We start from the raw sequence: 19,211 nt of genomic DNA on the forward strand, positions 1-19,211 counted from the left end.
TCGGGTCAGCGGGTGATTGCCACCACCAGCGCCTGGATCCTGCCGGCTACCGGGCCGGCACCGAAGCGCGCTGCAAGGGCCTCGGCGGCGGCCAGGGTGGCCGCCTCCAGGCCCGTCGGATCGCGGGCCTCGATCTCGCCCCGCAAGGGCGTGCCCTGGCAATAGGCCAGCGCGGCGAGATAGGGCGTTTGGGCACGACTGCTTGCCGTGACGGTCTCGATCACCGGCTGCGTGGCAAAACCCGCCGATGTCAGGTCGTGCGCGATCGTCGCGGCCGAACCATAGCCATGCGGGAGCCGCTCGAGGAAGCGTGGCGGATCGTCAGGATAGAGCCCTGCGACGGCATCGCTCACGACCCAGGCGAAATCGTTCGCCTCGATCCGGTCCCACACGTTGAACAGGAACGTGCCGCCCGGGCGCAGCACCCGACGCGCCTCGGCAAACGCGCGCGCCTTGTCCGGAAAGAACATCGCGCCGAACTGGCAGGCCACCGCGTCGAACGAGGCATCGTCGAACGGCAGCGCCATCGCGTCCGCCTGGCGCCAGGTCACCGCGCGGGCGGTTCCCTGCGCCTGCGCCACCGCGAGCATCGCCTCGTTGAGATCGGTAGCGACCAACTGCGCGCCAGGTGCCAGCCGCGCAGCCAGCTCGCGCGTCACCACGCCCGTGCCCGCCGCCAGCTCCAGCACGCTTGCCGCCGGCAGGCGGGCGAGCCGCACGGCGAGATCCACCGCGTAGGGCTCGAAGATCAGAGGCACGAGGAGAGACTGGTAGAGCGCGGCGACGGCGCCGTCGAATCGGGCATCGTTTCCGGGCGTTGGCATGGCGCGCGCTCCAGCCGGGTGAGGCACGGAGCCTACGCTGCTTTGGAAACGGGTGCCGGGAACTGCCATCGGCCCATCGACTCATTGGGTCTCAAACGAATCCGCGATCAAACCGGTTCGTTCCGAGGTGAGCCAGGCGACGGGCCAGGCGTGTCCGCCCGGCGGCATTGCGCCGCCGGGCGGTTTCCAGTTACAGGCTGGCGTTGAGGTTGCTCACGATGATGCTGCCGAAGCCGCTGGCGTAATCCCAGCCGGCCGTGGCCGTCTCGCCGCCGTTACTGCCCGAGGTGACGTCGTGGTACACGCTCGACGGCACCTGGTACAGGTGCGGGCCGGCGAAACCGAGCGACGAATGCCCGGCCAGCATGCGCGCCCAGGTGGCGGCGAACAGCGGAGCCGACAGGCTGGTACCGCCGTACTGCGCATTGGCGCCGTTGACGATGATGATCGAGCCGGAGTTCGGATCGGCGTCGAACGCCACGTCGGCGACGTCGCGGGTGGTGCCGCCGCCCTGGGTCTGCCAGCTCGGCTTGGGCTCGACCGTGCTCGGGCTGCCGCCGGCCTTGCTCCACAGCGTCTCGCTCGCCCAGCTGTTGTTGCTGCCGGTGCCCAGCGTGGTGCCGCTGACCGCCACCACGTAGGGCGAGCTGGCCGGATAGCTCGGCGTGGTGCCGCGCGGACTGCCGCCGCACTCGTTCGAACCGTCATCGCCGGTGGACACCGAGAAGGTCTGTCCCTGCGCCACCGCGACCGCGAAGATCTGGTCGTCGGCCGCCATCGTGCCGTCCTGGTAGGTGTAGGTCTCGCACTCGCCCAGGGACACGTTGATCACGCGCGCCTGGTTGTCGCTGACCGCCTGGTTGTACGCCGTGGTGAGCGCGCTGTTGCTGAGCGAGGTGGCGGTGTAGAAGATCAGCTTGCCCACCCCGCCGGACATGCCCACGATGTCCTGGCTGTCCAGGTCCCATTCGGCCGTGCCGCTGGTGTCGGTGCCGGCCGCGCCAGCCGTCACCACCTGTGTGTTGACCGCCGGCAGCCCGTTCTTGCTGGTGAAGCTGGCCAGGTCCTTCAGCGGCTGGGTCATGTCGCCGTCGCTGATGATGCCCACCGTCACCGTCGACGCGGTCGGCGTACCGCCGGCGTTGTAGATGCTCGGGAAAGTGGTCGGGTTGTGCCCGGTGATGGTGCCGCCGCCACCGCCGCCGCCCGGCTTGCCGGCCGTGCGGATCATGGTGTGCGCGTGCGAGACCGTCTGCAGGCCCAGCACCGAGAGCACCGTGCCGGACAGCGCGGCCGGCACCCTGGCGTCGTCGATGTTCGCGTAGGCCGCGTGGCCTTCGCTGTCGCGCGCGTGGACCAGGCGCGCGCCGAACGCGGTGCGCGCGCTGGCGGCCGTGCCGTCGGCGGAGACCATCAGCCGGTTCGGCGCCACGCTGATGTGGGTGAAGCCGGACCTGGCGAGATAGTCGACCACGGCCTGCACCTGCGACGTGCTGGGCGAGAAGTTCGCGGTGACGTCCTGCGGCAGCAACTTGGCACCGAACATCGCACTGTGCGGGTTGTGCGCGTCAGCGATAAAGGCGTCCAGCACCGGACGGTTCTGAAGCTTGAGCGCGACGGCGATATGGATGGGCATGCCCGGCTCGGCCAGGTCTTTCGCCGAGGCCGTCGCGGCAAGGGCGTGGGCATGTGTCGCGGTGGTGACCCAGGCGGTGCTGGCGGGCGCGGCCATGGCCGGCACTGTCGCCATGCCCAGCGCGGCCCCCAGGGCCAGACACAGCGTCGAAATCTTCATCTGCATGAAACAGTTCTCCCGTAGAGATCATGGTGACCGTGGGAGTCGGCCCCCGCCGCCGCCCACGAGTGCACCCGCCCCGATGCAGACAGCCATCGGCCCCTTGCCGGCGAGCGCTACCCTCGCGACGCTAGCACGGGAAAAGGCGAATCCAGGGTGAATGGACTATCGTAAGTTCTTGAATGGACGCAAATTATTTCGATGCGTCGGCGGCAAGCCGTGTTCCTGCCACTTCCTGATCCGCTGCTTCAGGCGCCCCCAGCGCCCTGCTGTAATAGCCGGACGGGTCGAAGCAGCAGACCCGCCGCTGGCCTGAAGCAAGCTTGTCGCAGGCTTCGGCGATCCGCTTGGCGCGGGTGGCCGCCTGCTTGACCGAGACGATCCAGTGGATCCAGTCCACGCGTGCCAGGGTGGTGGTGCTTTCCCAGGCCGCCCAGGCCGCGGGCGCGTCGTCCAGCGCCTGGCGCAGGTCCGATGGAAGTTCCGGCTCCGGTTCCCTGGCCACCGCGGCGATCTCGAGCGCGACCGTGTCGCCAACGGTGGCACCGGCGGCTTCGCGCAGGGCTTCGTCCACCTTGAGCCAATGGCTGAGTTTGCCGTCCGGTTCGAGCGTGGCGCGGAACGCCTGGCCGTTGAGCGTGCCCTCCACGGTCGTCCTGCCCCTGCGCGGGAGGCGCGCACTGGCTTCTGCGGGCAGCACCACGAACGCCCATGAGGCATCGCGGGGTTCGGCCGGCCGCAGCAGCTTCGTCTCGAATCGGGATGCGGTGCTCTTCGGTGCGCTGCTCTTCGGTGCGCTGCTCTTTGATGCGCTGCTCTTTGATGCGATGTTCTTCTTTGCCATCCCGGATCGTCCGCGAGGGGAACCCGAAGGGTACTAGGCCGCTCTGGCTCCGTTCACTCCAACCCACCCGCGCGGCACCCGGCCGGTCTTCCCGACATGCCTATGCGCTGACGTGGAGAACCCGGAAGCGGCCGGCTTCTGCCGGGTCCCGGTCGGCAACCTGGATCGGTGCCGACGCCCATTGCCATACGTTCGCACCGGGTGCGCGGGAAAACCGGATCGTCCCGCGGGTGCCTTCGACGGCGATGCACGGCCAGGCCTCGGCCAGGCGGGCCCGGTCCACGCCGTGGGAGCGCAGCGCATCGGCAAGGACAGTAATCGTGTCATAGCCCTCGAGGCCGACGAAGGAAGGCGCTTCGCCCAACTGCTCGCGGAGTTCGGCATCGACGCGTACCCCGAGCGGCGTGAGGCGCTCGGGCAGGTAGCGCAGGAACGGAATCGCGGCGCCGTCGTCGCCCAGCAACTCCGTCCATTCGGCGAACTCCGGCTGGCCGGCGGGCGCGCCCATGCAGAGGCCGGCAAGACGGGGATCACCACGGACCGACCTGACGATCGACACCGCCGGCTCCGGAAAGCCGACCAGCAGGAGAAGCGCCGTCGCGCGCTGCTCCACCAGCGCGTCGCGCACGGCCGCAGGGGCGAGCACCCGCGCATCGAGCTCGACCAGGGTGCCGCCGCGCGGCGCGAGGTGCTCGCGCAGGATGCGCACGCCGGAGGCCCAGTAGACACCCGGGTCGGCGGCCACGGCGATGTGGCGGTGCCCTGCGCCGAGCAGGAAATCCGCGTAGAGCCGCCAGCCGCGCGACTGCGGCGCGGCGAGGCGTGCAATGCGCTCGCTCGGGACATCGGCAAGCAGGTCGAGCACCGCCGAGGAGCACAGGAACGGCACGCCGAGCGCATCGGCCCTGGCGGCCACGGCACGGGCGACGACGCTGTGGTATTCGCCCGCCAAGGCGACCACACCTTGGTCCGCCAATTCCTCCACGGCTGCCGCGGCGCGTTGCGGATCGGCCGCCGTGTCCCGGACCACCAGGCGCAGCGATCGACCGGCGATGCCGCCGGCGGCGTTGACGTCGCGAACGGCCAGCTCGAGTCCGGCGAGCAGATGCCGGCCCGCCTCGACCCAGCCGGGCCGCGTGAGCGGCGCCAGCGCGCCGATCGGGATGGACGATGCACCGGCTCGCACCGAGCCGGGTAGCGATGGCGCGCTCATGTGCGTCCGTACCGGCGACCCATGGCGCCGACGAAGGACTTCGACGTTGCACGCGCCATCAGAGCGTGGCGAACGGCAGCAGTGGGGGAAGGCAGGCGCACATCATGGCGGCTCTCGCGATGGCTTCTCGCGGCAGCTTACCGGAGGTGTCGCGCGCAACGAGTACGTCCTCACCGGAACTGCGGTTGGAAGGCCGGAGCGGCCCCCGTCATGCGCGAACCGCTCCGGTAACCTGCTAGTGCCCGTGGCGCCAGCCGTCCAGGTCGAACCGCAGCACCTGGCCCATGCCCGGCGGGAAGCCGAAGCCCATGTTGGACACATACAGCGCGCCATCGCGGCCGAAGGTCATCGCGGTCGGCAGCGACAGCCCGGTGATGATGGTCCTGCGCGCGCCCGAAGGTTCGATCCTCACCACCTTGCCCGTCCCCGGGGTCGGCTCGAGGTTGCCCTTGCCGGTGGTGCTTTCGAGCACGTACAGCCGCGCGCGGCAATCGAAGGCCAGGCCGACCACTTCGGTCAGTCCGCCCGCCACGGGCCACAACTGGTGGTTGCGGGTCAGCTCGAGGATCTTCGATGAGCCCGGCACGATGGGGAACGTGTTGAGATTGCCGATGAAGAAACGGCCGTGGTACGCCAGCGCGGTCGGCACGATGTGTCCCTGCGAGGCCGAGACGTCCACCACGCGGCTGATGTCGCCGTCGGGGCGGACCCGCACCAGCTCGCCGTGGTTGGGCTCCAGCGCATACAGGTTGCCGCGCAGCGAAACCATGCTGTACCAGGTACCGTCGGGTTCGAAATCGTCCGGCTCCGGGTTCTGCACCGGATGGTGCTTCTGGTACCGGCTGAGGTTGGCGATCCAGAAGATCGTCCCGTCCGGACTGACGCGCGCGATGCCGTTGTGGGTCCCGGCCACGCCGTGCGAACAACCGGCGCCTGCCGTGAGCGCATACAGCGTGTGCCCGATGAAGGCGACGTCCGCCACGCCGCTGACCAGCGATCCGAGCGCCGGGCTGGTCTGGCTGGATGGGAACTTGTCGGTGACCGTGACGCGGTGATGGTGGCGATCGATCCGCGAGATCCGTCCGCCGGTCGGACTGCCGCTGTACGGCCCGACGCCGGGCACCTGCGTGCACTGCATGGGCGTGGTCTGGTGCGTGCCGCCGAGGCCGCCCTCGGCCACGTAGAGATAGCCGTCCGGTCCGAACTTCAGGCCCCGCGGGCTGTTGAGGCCACTCGCATAGACCGACACCTTCACCGGATAGCCGGTATGGGTCTGCACCAGGCTGGCGATGGCCTGCGCACTGGGCAAGGGCGCGGCGCCTGCCGCGGCGCGGGGCAGCACGGCAAGGGCGATGGCGAGCGCGAGCGCGCCGGCCACGAGGGGCGTACGTGGAGTCATGGGGTGATCCTCCGGGAGGAGTGCGGCAGAAACCGGCGGTGCCGCGTTCGCCTCGCACACATCCGGTCGAGCGGTCCGTCGACGACCGGCAGAACACGGCCCCGCACCTGCGGAGCGGGGCCGACACGCGAAGCCATCACGGGCACGGGCGCCCGGCCTCGTGATGTGCGGGGGCCGCGTGGTACGGCGTGTAGGGAGCGCCCATGCCTTGCACGGCGCACCGGCCTGTCGGCCTCCCAACCCCGGACTACCCGGCCCTCGGCGCGGCGATCCTACTCGGGTGAGGTAACCCCGGCGTGACGCGGCGTGCAGCGCGTGGTTAAGCCGGGCGCGGCGGCTCCATCGGCCCCGCCCGCTTCACCGGAGGTCAGTGCATGGCGAACGCCCGCAGCGCATCGGCCACCGCCCGCGGCTGCTCCTCGGGCGCGAAGTGGCCGCCGGCGGCAATCAGCCCGCCACGCACGTCCACCAGGCCGCTGGCCCGCAGCCCTTCCACGTAGTCGTCCAGCGCGATGCCCTTCTCCTGTTCGCCGCGCAGGTAGAGCACCGGCGTGCCGATGCGCTGCCCATCGTCCGCGCGGTTGTCGCACGCGTCACGCTCGAAGGCGCGGTACCACTGGAATCCCGCGTGCAGCGCCGAGGCGCGCGCATACGCCTGGGCGTGGCGGCGTGCGCGCGTGGCGGCATCGTCGGGCCGCGCCGACAGCGCGCGCTGGAAGAACGCGAAATAGTCGGCCTCGTGTCCGGCCACCAGCGTCTCGGGCAGGTCCGGCACCGCGTGGAAAGCGAAATGCCAGATGTGCGGGTTGCGGACGACCTCGTCCCACGGCGCCACGCCCGGAATGGCCGTGTCCATGATCACCGCACGCGCCACCGCGTCCGGGAACCGTCGCAGGAACGCGTACGCCACCATGCCGCCGATGTCGTGGCCCACCAGGGTGACCTCGCGCAGCGCCAGGGCGGCGATCACGCTGCGCACGCATGCCGCCAGTGTGCGCTTGTCGCCCGGGGCAGGCTGCACGGTGGAATCCCCGATGCCGGGCAGGTCGATGGCGAGCACGTGGGTATCGTGCTGCAGCTCGCCCATGAGCGCCTCGAACGCGCACCAGCTCTCCGGCCAGCCGTGCAGGCACAGGATCGCGGGGCGGCCGGTATCACCGGCTTCGGCCACGTGGATGGTGCCTGCCTCGACATCCAGCAACCGGTGGCGTATCGCAGCGCTGCCCATGTGCGGCTCTCCGTTCGAGCGAACGGGCGCAAGCTAGGGAGCGCGGAGTGATCCGGCCGTGTTCGTCGCACCGGCACCGCTTCGGCTATCCCCGCCAGTTGGCGTGCGTACGCCAGAACTCCACGCTGCGGCGATAGGCCTCACGGTCCAGCGGCACGCCCGAGCCGCCCTCATCCACGCCCAGCGCATTGCGCATCATCGTGATGGGCGCCATCGGCGTTTCCTCCGGCTCGGCGGTGTACATGCAGCCGACGACGCCCCAGTCGGCCTCGATGGGCGAGCCCTCCTTCGCCAGTTGGTCGCGGCTGTAGAGAATCGGGATCAGGTAGCCCGCCACCGGCGGCTCCAGTCCCTCGAACCAGCGCACCAGCACCGGCAGTTCCTCCCGCGTGCGGGCTTCGTAGTCCGCGCGAAGGAGGTGCCGGTTGCCGTCGGTGATCGGCACCGCCAGGCAACGCGTGGAAGTCCAGTTGCGGTGCACGTGCAACTTGCAGAACGGCGCATAGCCGTCCAGCACCTTCACCGGCCTCACCCGGTTGAGGTGGCGCTCGAATTCTCCGGGCGTGCAGTCCTGGATGGTGTTGCGCCGCGGTTCGCGCGGAAACAGACGAGGAAGGGCGAAATCGGTGAGGACGATGGACATGCGGCGCCGGCCATGGTTCGGGGTTTGCATTATCGCGGCATCGGCCCGTCCGCACCGCGGCAACGCATGCCCGTCTCCGGCGGCATCCCGCGCGCGCCGGGCCGCTCTCAAGTCCGCCGGCCTGCGGCCGATACCTGTCCCGTGATTGCGCGCGCAACGTCAGTCCCGCGGGGAGGACGGTTCCCGGCCAGCCGGCCGGCGCGGCGCTCCCGTCCGGCCAACGGTAGAGAGCACGACGAGACATGGGGTCGCCACTGAAGAAGATTCCCGCCTCCCAGGCCAGGCTGGGCATGTACGTGCGCCGGATCGAGGGCAAGTGGCGCAACCATCCGTTCTGGCGCAGCTCCTTTCGGGTGGCCGATGCGGCGACGCTGGAACTGCTGCACGCGCTCGGCCCGCACGAGATCTGGATCGACACGAACAAGGGCGTGGACGAGAGTCGGCATGCATCGCCCGCGCCGCCGCCCGACGCCGCTGCCGTCGCCGCCGATCCGCCCCCCGACCCGGACGTTCCGCGCACCGATTTCGGCGACGACATCGTCCGCGCCGAGGCCATCCGCGACCGCGCCAAGGCCGCCGCCAAGGCGCTGTTCGATGATGCCCGGATGGGTCGCGCGCTGCGCATGGAAAACCTCGCCAGCGTGATCGACGAGGTGGATCACGCGATCGCGGTCAACCCGGCGGCGATGCTCAGCGTGGTCCGCCTGAAGAACAAGGACGACTACACCTACCTGCATTCGGTCGCCGTGGCCGCGCTGATGATGGCGCTGGGCCGCCGGCTCGGCTACGAGGGCGCGGCGCTCACTGAGCTCGGGCTGGCCGGCCTGCTGCACGACATCGGCAAGGTCGGCGTCCCCGACGCGACGCTCAACAAGCCGGGCCGGCTCGAACCGCTGGAGTGGGCCTCGGTGCGGCAGCACCCGGAGATCGGCTGGGACATCCTGAGCCGCGAATCGGCCGCCGGCCCGGTGGCGCTGGACGTGTGCCTGCACCACCACGAGAAGATCGACGGCAGCGGCTACCCGCACAAGCTCGATGGCGACGCGATCAGCCGCGTCGCGCGCATGGGCGCGATCTGCGACGTGTACGACGCGATCACCTCCGACCGCCCCTACAAGCGCGGCTGGGAACCGGCCGAGGCCATCCGCCGCATGGCCGAATGGCAGGAGGGCCATTTCGACCGCGCCATCTTCCACGCCTTCGTCAGGCTGATCGGCATCTATCCCACCGGCACCGTGGTGCGCCTGGCCTCCGATCGCCTCGCAGTGGTGCTCAGCCAGAGCGGCGGCAGTTCGCTCACGCCGACCGTACGGCTGGTCTGCACCGTGGATGGCGAGCCGCTTGATGCCGAGGTCGTGGAACTCGATGACGGCAGTGATCGGATCGTGGGCATCGAGGATGCTGTCCAATGGGGCCTGCAGGTACCGCAACTGCTACGGGCCTGACTCCGCTCCCTTCAACGGTGCCCTGCCCAGTCGAGCGCGCCACACCGCAAACCGCGGCCTGCGTATCGCCATCCGACGCCAGCCTCGCGGCGAGGGTCCTGCCTGGGCCGGCTACATCACGTCGATGAAGGTGTTGATCGAGAGCCGTCCCCTGCGCGGATCGGGCGGGGGAACATCGTCATCGTCGATGCACGCCGAATGCAGCGAATTCTGCCGGTAGACCAGCAGCCGATTGAAAACGGCATCGACCTTGTCGATCTGCTCGAACAGCGCGGTGCTGTCGTTGATGTAGCCGGGAGCTGGCGCATCGTTGCCGTGGCTTTCGGCCTCCAGTCGACGAAAGTAGGTCTCCCACCGCGGCTTGTCGATGGTCTCGAATCCGGTCTGGCGATGGCGGTAGAAAGCGGTACCGCCCCAGTGGCCATGGAACAGGTAAAGCACCGTGGCCAGTCCGTCCGTGCCGACCGAATCGATATGCGGCACCCGCTGCAGGAACCGCAGTTGCGCCGGCGGCGTGGCCACCAGCGAGTAGTGGCACATCGGGAATCGGAAGCGCCCAGACCGCATGCCGAAATATTCCGGCAACAACGGGTTCAGTACCGACTCGAGGAACTGTTCGTACATCGCCGGCGCCCGCGTGCGCGGCCCCGGGAAGTAGTCGCTCCTGGCATCGAACGCCCGGCGGGCGGCCCTCGCCACCAGCCGCTCGGGATCAGCGACAAGATGGTCGATGACCAGCAAGGGTGCGCCCTCGTGCCCCAACGTGCGCTTCTCGATGCGCATCGCGGGGTGGCGCTCGATCAGCATCGGCGCCTGCTCACACCGTCGCCCGCTTCATGCCCCATACCTCCGGCGGGGCCTTGCAGTAGCGATCGATGAAACCCTGCTGTGGCGGCATCCGCGCAACCGCCTGGTCGATCGGACGGCGTACGCCCTCCAGCACGCGGCGCAGGTCGGCGTCGGACAGCGCGCGCGGCAAGGGGTGATGCTGCTGCGGGGCCAGGCCCTGGCCGAGCATCACGTGCATCCACGAATCCCTGGTGAACAGCTCGCCGGCTTCGCTCCACACGTGCGCGCGCTCGCGCCAGGCGTCGATGCGGCTCTTGAGCGAATCGGGCAGCGCCATTTCGCGGCATTCCCTCCACATCGGTTCGTCGCGCTGGTTGGCGTGGTAGTGCAGGATGATGAAATCGCGCACGTGCTCCAGCTCGCGGCGGCAGGCGTCGTTGTAGAGGGCGACCAGTTCGTCCGGAATGCCCTCGAACGGGAACAGCTCGATCAGCCGCATTACCGCGCTCATCACCAGGTGGATGCTGGTGGATTCCAGCGGCTCCATGAAGCCGCTGGACAGGCCCATGGCGACCACGTTCTTGTTCCAGGATTTCAGTCGGCGGCCGGTACGGAACGGCACCAGCAACGGGTCCCTGAGTGGCTTGGCGGTAACCTCGCGCAGCAGCTTGGCGTGCGCCTCGTCGTCCGACATGCGCTGGCTGGAAAATACCAGTCCGCAACCGACGCGGTGCTGCACGGGAATCTGCCAGCGCCAGCCGGCTTCGTGCGCGATCGCCCGCGTGTAGGGAACCGGCGACGGATCGGTCGATTCGACCTGCACGGCGATCGCACGGTCGCAGGGCAGCCACTGGCCCCAGCCTTCGTAGCCGGTATGCAGCGTCTGTTCGATCAGCAGGCCGCGGAAGCCCGTGCAATCGATGAAAAGGTCGCCCTCGATCACCTGCCCGTCGTCGAGCACCAGCGCTTCGATGTAGCCGCTGTCGGGGTTCTGCCGAATCTCGCGGATCTTGCCGTCGACGTGCCGGATGCCGTGACGCTGGAATTTTTCGCGCAGGAATTTGGCGTAAAGCCCGGCATCGATGTGGTAGGCGTAGTTGACCTCGGCGTTCTCCGGGAAGGCGAACCGCTCGCCGCGCGAAGCCACCGCTTCCAGGCAATAGTCGTCCAGCCGCGATCGCATGCCGCGGCGCACGCTTTCCAACCAGAAATGCTGGAAGCCGCACACCAGCGTGCCCGCACCGGTGACGCCGAACGGATGGATGTAGCGATCGCCCGGACGCTTCCAGTTCTCGAACGAGATCGACATCTTGAAGGTGCCGGCCACCGCGCGCAGGAACTCCTGCTCGTCGATGTTGAGGAACCGGTGGAAGTTGCGGACCGGCGGCACCGTCGATTCGCCGACGCCGATGGTGCCCATCTGTGTCGACTCGACCAGGGTGATCTCCAGCTGCTCGCGGAATTGGTACGCCAGTGCACTGGCCGCCACCCATCCCGCGGTGCCGCCACCGGCGACTACCACCCTGCGTATCCTGTCGGTACCCACGTCTCGCCCTCCCCTTGTCCGTCCTGCATCGCCATCGCCGCATGCCTGATGGCGCCCGCGCGCGTCACCGCCCTTGGCGCGAACGATGGCTCACGGATCGTCCTTCGACGCCCTCACCGGTTCAGCCAGCCGATCAACATCGCCCGCAGCCGTCGTGCCATCGTCTCGTCCAGGGGCCCGAGCACGTCGCGCGCGCGCTCGGGGAGCGGGGCGCCGGCTCGTTCGGACGGGCCGAAGACGTAGTAGTCGAAGACCTCCCGCCATGCGCGCTTTTCCCTTTCGGGGCGATCGCGGATTGTCCACAGTGCGTGATAGAGCGTGTGCATCGGGGTCGGCACGTAGTCCGGCATGCTGCTCCACCAGTAGTTGACCAGCACGTTGAACGGGTCCAGGCCTTCCACGTGGTGCCACCACATGCTCGGGATGAACAGCGCATCGCCCGGTTCCAGCAGCACGCTTTGCGCGGCAGCCAGCGCGTCCCTGAAGCGCGGATGGCGCTCGAAGTCGGGCGCGGCGAAATCGACCAGGCTCACCGCCTGTCCGCCGGGCGTGGGATCCAGCGGACCCGGGTAGAGATTGACGATCTGCTCGGGCGGAAACAGCGTGAATCGCCGGCGGCCGACGGCGCAGCAGGCAATGTTGTTCATGCCGTCGTAATGGCACGAGGCGATGGTGCGGTTGCCGATCCAGACGCGCGGCGGCGCATGGATGCCGCAGGCCTCCAGCGACAGGTCGTTGGCCTGGCGAAAGCCCGGCAGGAAGGCGTCGGCAGGCGCCGAGGCCATGTACCAGGTGGGCGGATGCGGATCGTCCAGATGTGCCGCGATCGCGGCAAGCAGATCATCCAGGCTGCCGCGCCGGACCTCGCAGTTGATGTCGGTGAAATCGGCGGTGTAGAACACCCGCCCGCCGATCTCCGGTCCACCCTGCGAATACTGCACCGGACGCTGGTTGTAATAGCGCCGCAGGCAGGCCATGGCGTCCATCGACGAACGCTGCCCCGCCCGGGTCAGCTCCCAGTCGCGCGCCAGCCCCCGCAGCACCATGGGCTGCCCGGCTTCGCACAAGCCGCCGACCGGCAGCGCGTCGGCCCGCACATCCGTTCGTTCCTCGACGCTGGCAAGCGATTCGCTCATCGCAGGTCACACCGCGTTCGCGGGGACTTCCTCCTGCTGCAGGCGTCGCTGCTTCTCCGCGATCAGCCTGCGCAGGTTGTGCATCGACGCCAGCACCAGGTAGGCACCCTCGAGGTAGCCGGCACGATGCAGCGCGTGCAGCGAGCCGGCGTCCAGCGCCGCCAGGCGGTCGCGGTCGATACCGAACAGGCCGGTGACGTTGGCGCCGTGCTCGCCGTCGAACTGGATGCCGAGCCGGACCGGCTGGACCAAGCCCAGCGAATCGAAGGCCCGGTACATCGCCTTGCCGCCTTCGGCGCCGTCATGGATGCCGCGCAGCACGGTGGTGACGCGCTCCAGGTACGGGCTGTTCCCACCCTTGGGCAAGAACACCGGCTCGCCCTCGCTGAAGCTGACGCGCGGATGATCGAGGTCGACGTGGACGACTGCCTCGTCGCGCAGCTCGCCGTCGACCTGCCGTTCCTGGAAGCCGATCAGGAACGGCCCCCGGGCGACGTGCCCGGGCAGGTAGCTGGCTTCCCAGCGCCCATCCCGCAGATAGAGATTCTCGTCCCGGCTGAAACCCAGCAGCGCCACGGACTGGTATTCGCCGCTTTCGGCGTCCCTGCGGAAGAAGATCGGGTATTCGCGTTGCAGCTCGGCGTACTCGGTAGGGTATGCCGGGATCATCCCGACGTCCTCACCGAACGCGCCGCCGAAGCGCTGGACGACGCGCAGGTCCTTGTGCGCCACGTTGTTGAGCAACTCGTACCGTGCCATTCGGCTCCCCGAGGAATCGCCTGCCGCCCTGTCGGGAAAAACACGGCCACCGGTCGGGCGCGTCCCGGTCGGCCGGAAAACGGAGGGACACTGCAAGCGCAGTGTCCCCCGGTTCCCGCCTGCTTTTCCAGTCTAGAACTGGTAGCGGAAGCCGAGCGCGTAGCGCGGCGCCTGGTCCACCAGCCTGACCATCTGCTTGGACGAACGAGCGTGCCAGCGCACGTCCTCGCCTGTCAGGTTGATGGCTTCCAGTTGCATCGAGAAATGATCGTTGAAGTTGTAGCCGATGCTCAGGTCGAATTGGTGGTAGGCATCGACGTAGTACGGGTTGCGGTTGGAACCGCCCTGGTTGGCCAGGGTCAGGAACTCGCCGCGCCAGTTCCAGGCCAGGCGCACCGAGATGTCGTGCTTCTCGTACATGGCCACGACGTTGGCCGTGTCGCTGAGGCCGGTCAGCGCGAACTGGTCGACCGACGGATCGCCCGCGTCGTTGAAGTGCACGTTGCCGTCGACCTTGGTGTAGTTGGCCAGGACGCCGAAGCCGGATTGGCCGAAGAAGTACTGGCCACCGAATTCCCAGCCGTGCAGCTTGGCCTTGTGCAGGTTGACCGGCCGGGACACGTCGTACTCGTAGAGTGGATCGTCCGCGTTGGCGGTGATGTCGTACTGGTTCTCCATCGCCAGCCCCTGCGCCGAGCTGCCGTTGTAGGCCGCCAGGCCGCCGGTCGCCCCCGCGTTGGTCAACAGAGCCACCGTGGTGAACAGCGAGGTGTCGTTGAGCGAACATGCCGAGGCGACATCGCCTCCCGCCGCCGCCACCTGGCTCTGGCACGCGGCGCTCGTCAGGAAGGCCGCCGCCTGCTGCGCGCGCGGGCCCGAGGTCGGGTCGCGCAGGTCGTACAGGCTCTCCCGCGTGACCTGGGTGCCGATGAAGTTCTCGACCTCCTTGTTCCAGAACGTCAGCGAGACGTAGCTGGACGGGGCGAAGTACCACTCCAGACCCAGGTCGAGGTTGTCGGACAACAGCGGTTTCAGCGTCGGGTTCTGGTCCGTGCCGCTGGCGCGGCTGGACGGATTGACCAGGATCGAACCGGTCGGGTTGCCCGGGGCCGCACCCGCATACAGGTTCTCGTAGGGCGCGCGGGCCATGGTCTTACCGTACGACGCACGGCCCTTGAGCGAGTCGGTCAGGTCGATGCTGAAATCGACGCTGGGCAGTACGTTGCTGTAGCTGGACTTCACGCTGTACGGCTGGACCGTGGGGGACGTGGTCGTGTTGAAGTCGTTGTTGGACTGCCACACGACCGCGCTCGGGATCGCGATCGCGGAGGTCGAGGTGACATCGGTCTTCTCGTAGCGCACGCCGAAGCGGGTGGTCGTCGGCATGTCGCCCAACTGGCCCTCCAGCACCAGCTGCGTGTAGGCCGCCTTGGTGTTTTCCTCGACATGGTTGTCCGCAGCCAGTTGCGGGCTGACCCTGACGCTGATGCCGGGATACTTCCCGGCGGCCCACTGCGCCAGGTCATCGGCATTGCCGCGCCAGGTGCCCGTGGCGATGCCGCTGATGTCGTACCCGTCGAACAGCCCGGCGGTATTGGTCGCCAAGAGATGGTCCATCAGGTCGGGGTACTGGCCGGCGTCGGTCACGCTCCAGTTGCCCAGGTTCTGGAAGTTCTGCACCGCCTGCGTGCGATGCAGGTCGGTCTTGGCGAAATCGGTGCCGAACTGGAAACGGCCGTTGTCGAAATCCCACTCGCCGTCGATGCGCGCTTCCTTGATCTCGGTCACCTGCGACTGCGCATCGATGCGCAGGGGCTGGGTGCCGATGTTGTTGGCGGCGAACGGCTGGTTGACCAGGCCACCGGCACCGTTGGCGATGGCCAGCGCCTGGGACGGATACCAGGTGCGAGTCCCGATCGGCAGGCCGTTGTTGAATCGGAACTCCTGTCCCCAGGCGCCGCCGCATTGCGGACCGGAGGCGCAGTTGTTGGTGCCGGCAATGCTGATGAAAGTGCCGCCACCACCCGTCAACGGGTCATTGGGGAGGCTCTGGGTCTTGGAGTCGTGCGCGTCAAACTTCAGGACGAAGTCGTCGGTGGCATTCCATTCGGCGTTGAAGCCGATCGAATCGAGCTTGTATTCCTGTGCGTAGTGCTGTTGCTCCATGCCGAAATCCTTGGAGCCGTCCGGCACGTCGCGCAGGTACACCGGCGTCGCGACCGCCTGTCCGGTGTCGAACGTGATGTCGGTGAAGCTGTTGGCGCGCTGCAGCCACATGCTCTGTTCGCCGCGGTCGGCCTCGATCTGGTACCTGGACAGGAGGTAGTCCAGGGTCATGGTGAGGCTGTCGGTCGGGCGAAGCTGGAACACCGCGTGGGCGTTCTTGCGCTCGCTGCGGAAGTCGTAATACGCGTAGCGAAGGTCGTTGGGCAGCGAGTAGAGCTGGCCGATCGCCGGGGCATTGACGACATTGGCGCCGGCACGCAGCGCCGGATCGGTGCCGGTCCAGGGTTGCACGTTCCAGGCGTTCTCGGAGGCCTGCGCCGAGCCGCCGTGCTGCTTCTGGTAGCTGGCCGTGAGGCCGATACCCCAAGTCTTGTCGGGGTTGGCGTAGCTGAAGACGCCGGAGTATTCGGGCGTGATGCTGTTGCCGAACGGCTCGGAGGTGTCGTAGATGCCCTTGGCCCCGAAGGTGGCGATCACCTCGCCGCCCTTGTGATAGAACGGCCGGTCGGTCTTGATGTCGATGGTCGCGCCGATGCCGCCGCTGGCGGTGTCTGCGCGGCCGCTCTTGTAGACCTCCAGCATGTTGATCGCGTCGGGCGACAGCTGCGCGAAGTTGAAAGCGCGCGTGCCGCCGTTGACGTTGCCGATGGGCACCTGGCCGGACGCGCCGAAGGCGTCCGCGCCGGGGATCGTCCGGCCATCGACGGTCACCATGTTGAATTCCGGACCGAAGCCGCGGACCGTCACCTGCGAGCCCTGGCCGTCGCGGCGATCGATCGAGACGCCGGTGATGCGCTGTAGCGATTCGGCGATGTTGGTGTCGGGGAATTTGCCGATGTCCTCTGCGCTGATCGCATCGACCACGCCGATCTCGTAGCGCTTCACGTTCATCGACTGCTCGAGACTGTTGCGCACGCCGCTGACCACTACGGTCTGCAGCGTGGTGGCCTTTTTCGAGTCGCTTTGTCGCGTCTGCGGATCGTCCGGCGACGGACCGCCCTGCGATGGCCGCGAGGTCGGCTGCCCTCCCGCCGAAGCGACCTGCGGTGGCGGCGGGGGGTTCTGCGAGTCTTGCGCGTAGAGCGGGTTGATGATGATCGCACCACCGACGATGGTGAACATCACCTTCGACCTGAGGTGCTTCAACTTTTCATGGTCCATACGTGCACTCCCCTTCCAATAGTTGAACTCGTCAAAGAATCGTACGTACGGAGTTTCCCGACCCACGCCACGGCGTTTGCCGTCGTGGACTCAACCGGTGCACGTCACCCGTGAATGCCGAGCTTTTTGATCAGGTGATCGACTGGCTGACCTATGGACCTCTCCGCCCCGGAACGCCTACGGGCCATGCCCGGCTTTCTCTTCCCTGCTACCCCTGAACACCTCGAAACGGATGCCCGTCGGACGCCCGTCACCCCCGATCCGCTCCCGACGGACCGGCGCTTTCCCCTTGCGCATGTTGCATTGCAGTAAGCACTATGTTAGCGCTATCATTTTGACTATCTAACACACGGAAATTTGTTTGTCCAGGCAAAGCTCCGGATACCGACGACACACGCTTTTTCGCGTGAAACAGCCTGTCGAGACAGGAAAATACGGCGGACCGCGACTGGATCGATCCAAGCGCAACGGCACGCCGCCGGGATCCTCGCCGCTGCGGACCTTCTGCAGGCGTTGAAGGGCACAGCGTGAAGGCAGGCCGTTTCTGTCAGGGGTTTATGGCGGTGCCAGGAGATCGACGGGCATGCCGGCGCGCGTCCACAGCGACGCGCACGGGAAGAGCGCCCCAGCCTGCCTGCCGCATCCGGCCCGGACAACAATCGGACGTCCAAACACGTGGCTGCCGTGACGATCGGCCGAAAGTGCCTGACGAGCGGCAGCCCTCCCCACCCGTAGCCGCATCAGCCGTGGTCGATCACGACGATTCACGGCAATGGCGTTGTGTTCGCGCCAGGGCAGACGCGTCTTGGACAAGCCCCGCTGGCCGTCATCACCCGAACGGCTGCTCGATGGACGGGCTTTGCGGCGTGAACCAGTGCGCCCCATCCGCGGTGACGTGCATGTCGTCCTCCAGCCGCACGCCGAACTCGCCGGGGATGTAGATGCCGGGCTCGTCGCTGAAGGTCATGCCGCGCTCGATGCGCCGCGTGTTGCCCTGCACGAGGTAGTACCACTCGTGCATGTCCATGCCGATGCCGTGGCCGAGGCGGTGCGAGAAATAGGTGTAGCCGGGACCATAACCGGCGTCCGCGATCACCTTGCGCGCCGCGGCATCCACCGACTCCATCGTCGCGCCCGGGTGTGCGGCGGCGAGCGCCGCCTGTTGCGCCTTGCGCACGATGTCGAACACCCGCTTCATCTTGTCGCTGGCCTTGCCCAGCGTGAAGGTGCGGGTCAGGTCGCTCATGTAGCCCTCCACGTAGCAGCCGTCGTCCAGCATCACCGGCGTGCCCTCGCGGATCACCTGCGGCTCGCGCGAGCCGTGCGGCTGGGCGGTGTAGCTGCCCACGTTGATGCTGGCGTCGCCCTTGAGACCCATCCGCGCGTAGCCGGCCTCGACCCAGGCTGCAATGTGCTGCTGGGTCATGCCCGGTTCCAGCCCTTGCCAGATCGCCTTGTACAGGGCCAGCGTGGCGTTGCACGCCACCTGCATCAGCGCCAGTTCCGCGGGACTCTTGATCGCACGGCAGCCGGCGGTGACCGGCGTGGCCGGCACCAGCCGGACCTGCGGCATGGCCTGCGCCAGGCCGGTGGAGCGGAAGAACGGCACCTTGTCCTCGATGCCAAGCACACCGGTGCCGGCGCCCTTCTCGCGCATCGCCTGCGCGACCAGCGCATAGGGGCTTTCGTTTTCCTGCCAGGTGCGTACGTCGTGGCCGAAGCGGATCTGCTCCAATGCGCGGCTGCGTTCGAACGCGGGCACGACATACACCGGATCGCCCGAGCGCGGCAGCAGCATGCCCATCAGGCGTTCGCTGGTCCACCAGCGCATGCCGGTGAAGTAGTCCAGCGTGGTGCCGCCGTCGAGGTAGACCGCGTCGATCCCGGAGCGCCCCATCAGCTCCTGCGCCCTCGCCAGCCGCCCACGGCGCTCGTCATCGGTGATCGGCACGATCTGCGGCTTCACCGACGTCAGGGCCAGGATCGACGGGGGCAGCTTGACGCCGCCGGTGCCCACTTCGGACGCGGCCGCGCCGGCGCCCAGTGCCGCCACCGGCAGCGCCGCCGCGCCCAGGGCCGTGGTCTTGAGGAAGCGGCGCCGGCCCGGCTGCATCGTGTCGACTTGGCGGTTGCTCATGGGCTCACTCCCGTGTTGTCAAAAAGGGACATTCGGCATGATGGCGGTACGGTTCGCCACTGGCAA

14 protein-coding genes are annotated in these 19,211 nt (G+C 68.1%); 1 reads left to right on the plus strand and 13 read right to left on the minus strand.

Going from position 1 to position 19,211, the window contains the following annotated elements; all coding sequences use genetic code 11:
- Positions 1-5: 5 nt before the first annotated feature.
- The 7 genes from AAIL17_RS02445 to AAIL17_RS02475 form a co-directional block, all read right to left on the minus strand.
- Complete coding sequence (locus AAIL17_RS02445) at positions 6-824, minus strand: class I SAM-dependent methyltransferase (RefSeq protein WP_424681220.1); 819 nt, start codon at positions 822-824, stop codon at positions 6-8.
- A 190-nt stretch (positions 825-1,014) separates the two neighbouring features.
- The gene (locus tag AAIL17_RS02450; RefSeq protein WP_424681221.1) at positions 1,015-2,625 is read right to left on the minus strand and encodes a S53 family peptidase; all 1,611 of its coding nucleotides are present in this window, start codon (positions 2,623-2,625) and stop codon (positions 1,015-1,017) included.
- Positions 2,626-2,812: 187 nt separating this feature from the next.
- Positions 2,813-3,463 carry a YdeI/OmpD-associated family protein gene (locus AAIL17_RS02455; RefSeq protein WP_424681222.1) on the minus strand — a complete coding sequence of 217 codons (651 nt, stop codon included), beginning with the start codon at positions 3,461-3,463 and terminating at the stop codon, positions 2,813-2,815.
- Between the two features lie 100 nt (positions 3,464-3,563).
- Complete coding sequence (locus AAIL17_RS02460; RefSeq protein WP_424681223.1) at positions 3,564-4,676, minus strand: ABC transporter substrate-binding protein; 1,113 nt, start codon at positions 4,674-4,676, stop codon at positions 3,564-3,566.
- 235 nt (positions 4,677-4,911) lie between these two features.
- Complete coding sequence (locus AAIL17_RS02465) at positions 4,912-6,075, minus strand: ScyD/ScyE family protein (protein ID WP_424681224.1); 1,164 nt, start codon at positions 6,073-6,075, stop codon at positions 4,912-4,914.
- Between the two features lie 367 nt (positions 6,076-6,442).
- Positions 6,443-7,303 carry an alpha/beta fold hydrolase gene (locus AAIL17_RS02470; RefSeq protein WP_424681225.1) on the minus strand — a complete coding sequence of 287 codons (861 nt, stop codon included), beginning with the start codon at positions 7,301-7,303 and terminating at the stop codon, positions 6,443-6,445.
- 85 nt (positions 7,304-7,388) lie between these two features.
- Positions 7,389-7,946 carry a DUF3228 family protein gene (locus tag AAIL17_RS02475; RefSeq protein ID WP_424681226.1) on the minus strand — a complete coding sequence of 186 codons (558 nt, stop codon included), beginning with the start codon at positions 7,944-7,946 and terminating at the stop codon, positions 7,389-7,391.
- Positions 7,947-8,188: 242 nt separating this feature from the next.
- Here AAIL17_RS02475 and AAIL17_RS02480 point away from each other — a divergent pair, with 242 nt between their 5' ends.
- On the plus strand, positions 8,189-9,391 hold the full coding sequence (locus AAIL17_RS02480) for an HD-GYP domain-containing protein (RefSeq protein WP_424681227.1): 1,203 nt from the start codon (positions 8,189-8,191) through the stop codon (positions 9,389-9,391).
- A gap of 111 nt (positions 9,392-9,502) precedes the next feature.
- Here AAIL17_RS02480 and AAIL17_RS02485 read toward each other — a convergent pair whose 3' ends face one another.
- The 6 genes from AAIL17_RS02485 to AAIL17_RS02510 form a co-directional block, all read right to left on the minus strand.
- On the minus strand, positions 9,503-10,198 hold the full coding sequence (locus AAIL17_RS02485; protein ID WP_424681228.1) for a DUF6445 family protein: 696 nt from the start codon (positions 10,196-10,198) through the stop codon (positions 9,503-9,505).
- A gap of 10 nt (positions 10,199-10,208) precedes the next feature.
- Positions 10,209-11,726, minus strand: a complete 1,518-nt coding sequence (locus AAIL17_RS02490) for a tryptophan halogenase family protein (RefSeq protein ID WP_424681229.1) — start codon at positions 11,724-11,726, stop codon at positions 10,209-10,211.
- Between the two features lie 113 nt (positions 11,727-11,839).
- Positions 11,840-12,862, minus strand: a complete 1,023-nt coding sequence (locus tag AAIL17_RS02495) for a cupin-like domain-containing protein (protein ID WP_424681230.1) — start codon at positions 12,860-12,862, stop codon at positions 11,840-11,842.
- Between the two features lie 6 nt (positions 12,863-12,868).
- A complete protein-coding gene (locus tag AAIL17_RS02500) occupies positions 12,869-13,621 on the minus strand; it encodes a SapC family protein (protein ID WP_424681231.1) in 753 nt (250 codons plus the stop codon).
- A 132-nt stretch (positions 13,622-13,753) separates the two neighbouring features.
- Positions 13,754-17,008, minus strand: coding sequence for a TonB-dependent receptor (locus AAIL17_RS02505; protein ID WP_424681232.1), 3,255 nt, complete (start codon positions 17,006-17,008; stop codon positions 13,754-13,756).
- 829 nt (positions 17,009-17,837) lie between these two features.
- Entirely contained in the window at positions 17,838-19,145 is a 1,308-nt protein-coding gene (locus AAIL17_RS02510) for a M24 family metallopeptidase (RefSeq protein ID WP_424681233.1), read from the minus strand.
- Positions 19,146-19,211 lie beyond the last annotated feature (66 nt).

The sequence above is a fragment of the Frateuria sp. YIM B11624 genome (genome assembly GCF_049727805.1).
Taxonomy (GTDB): domain Bacteria; phylum Pseudomonadota; class Gammaproteobacteria; order Xanthomonadales; family Rhodanobacteraceae; genus Frateuria_A.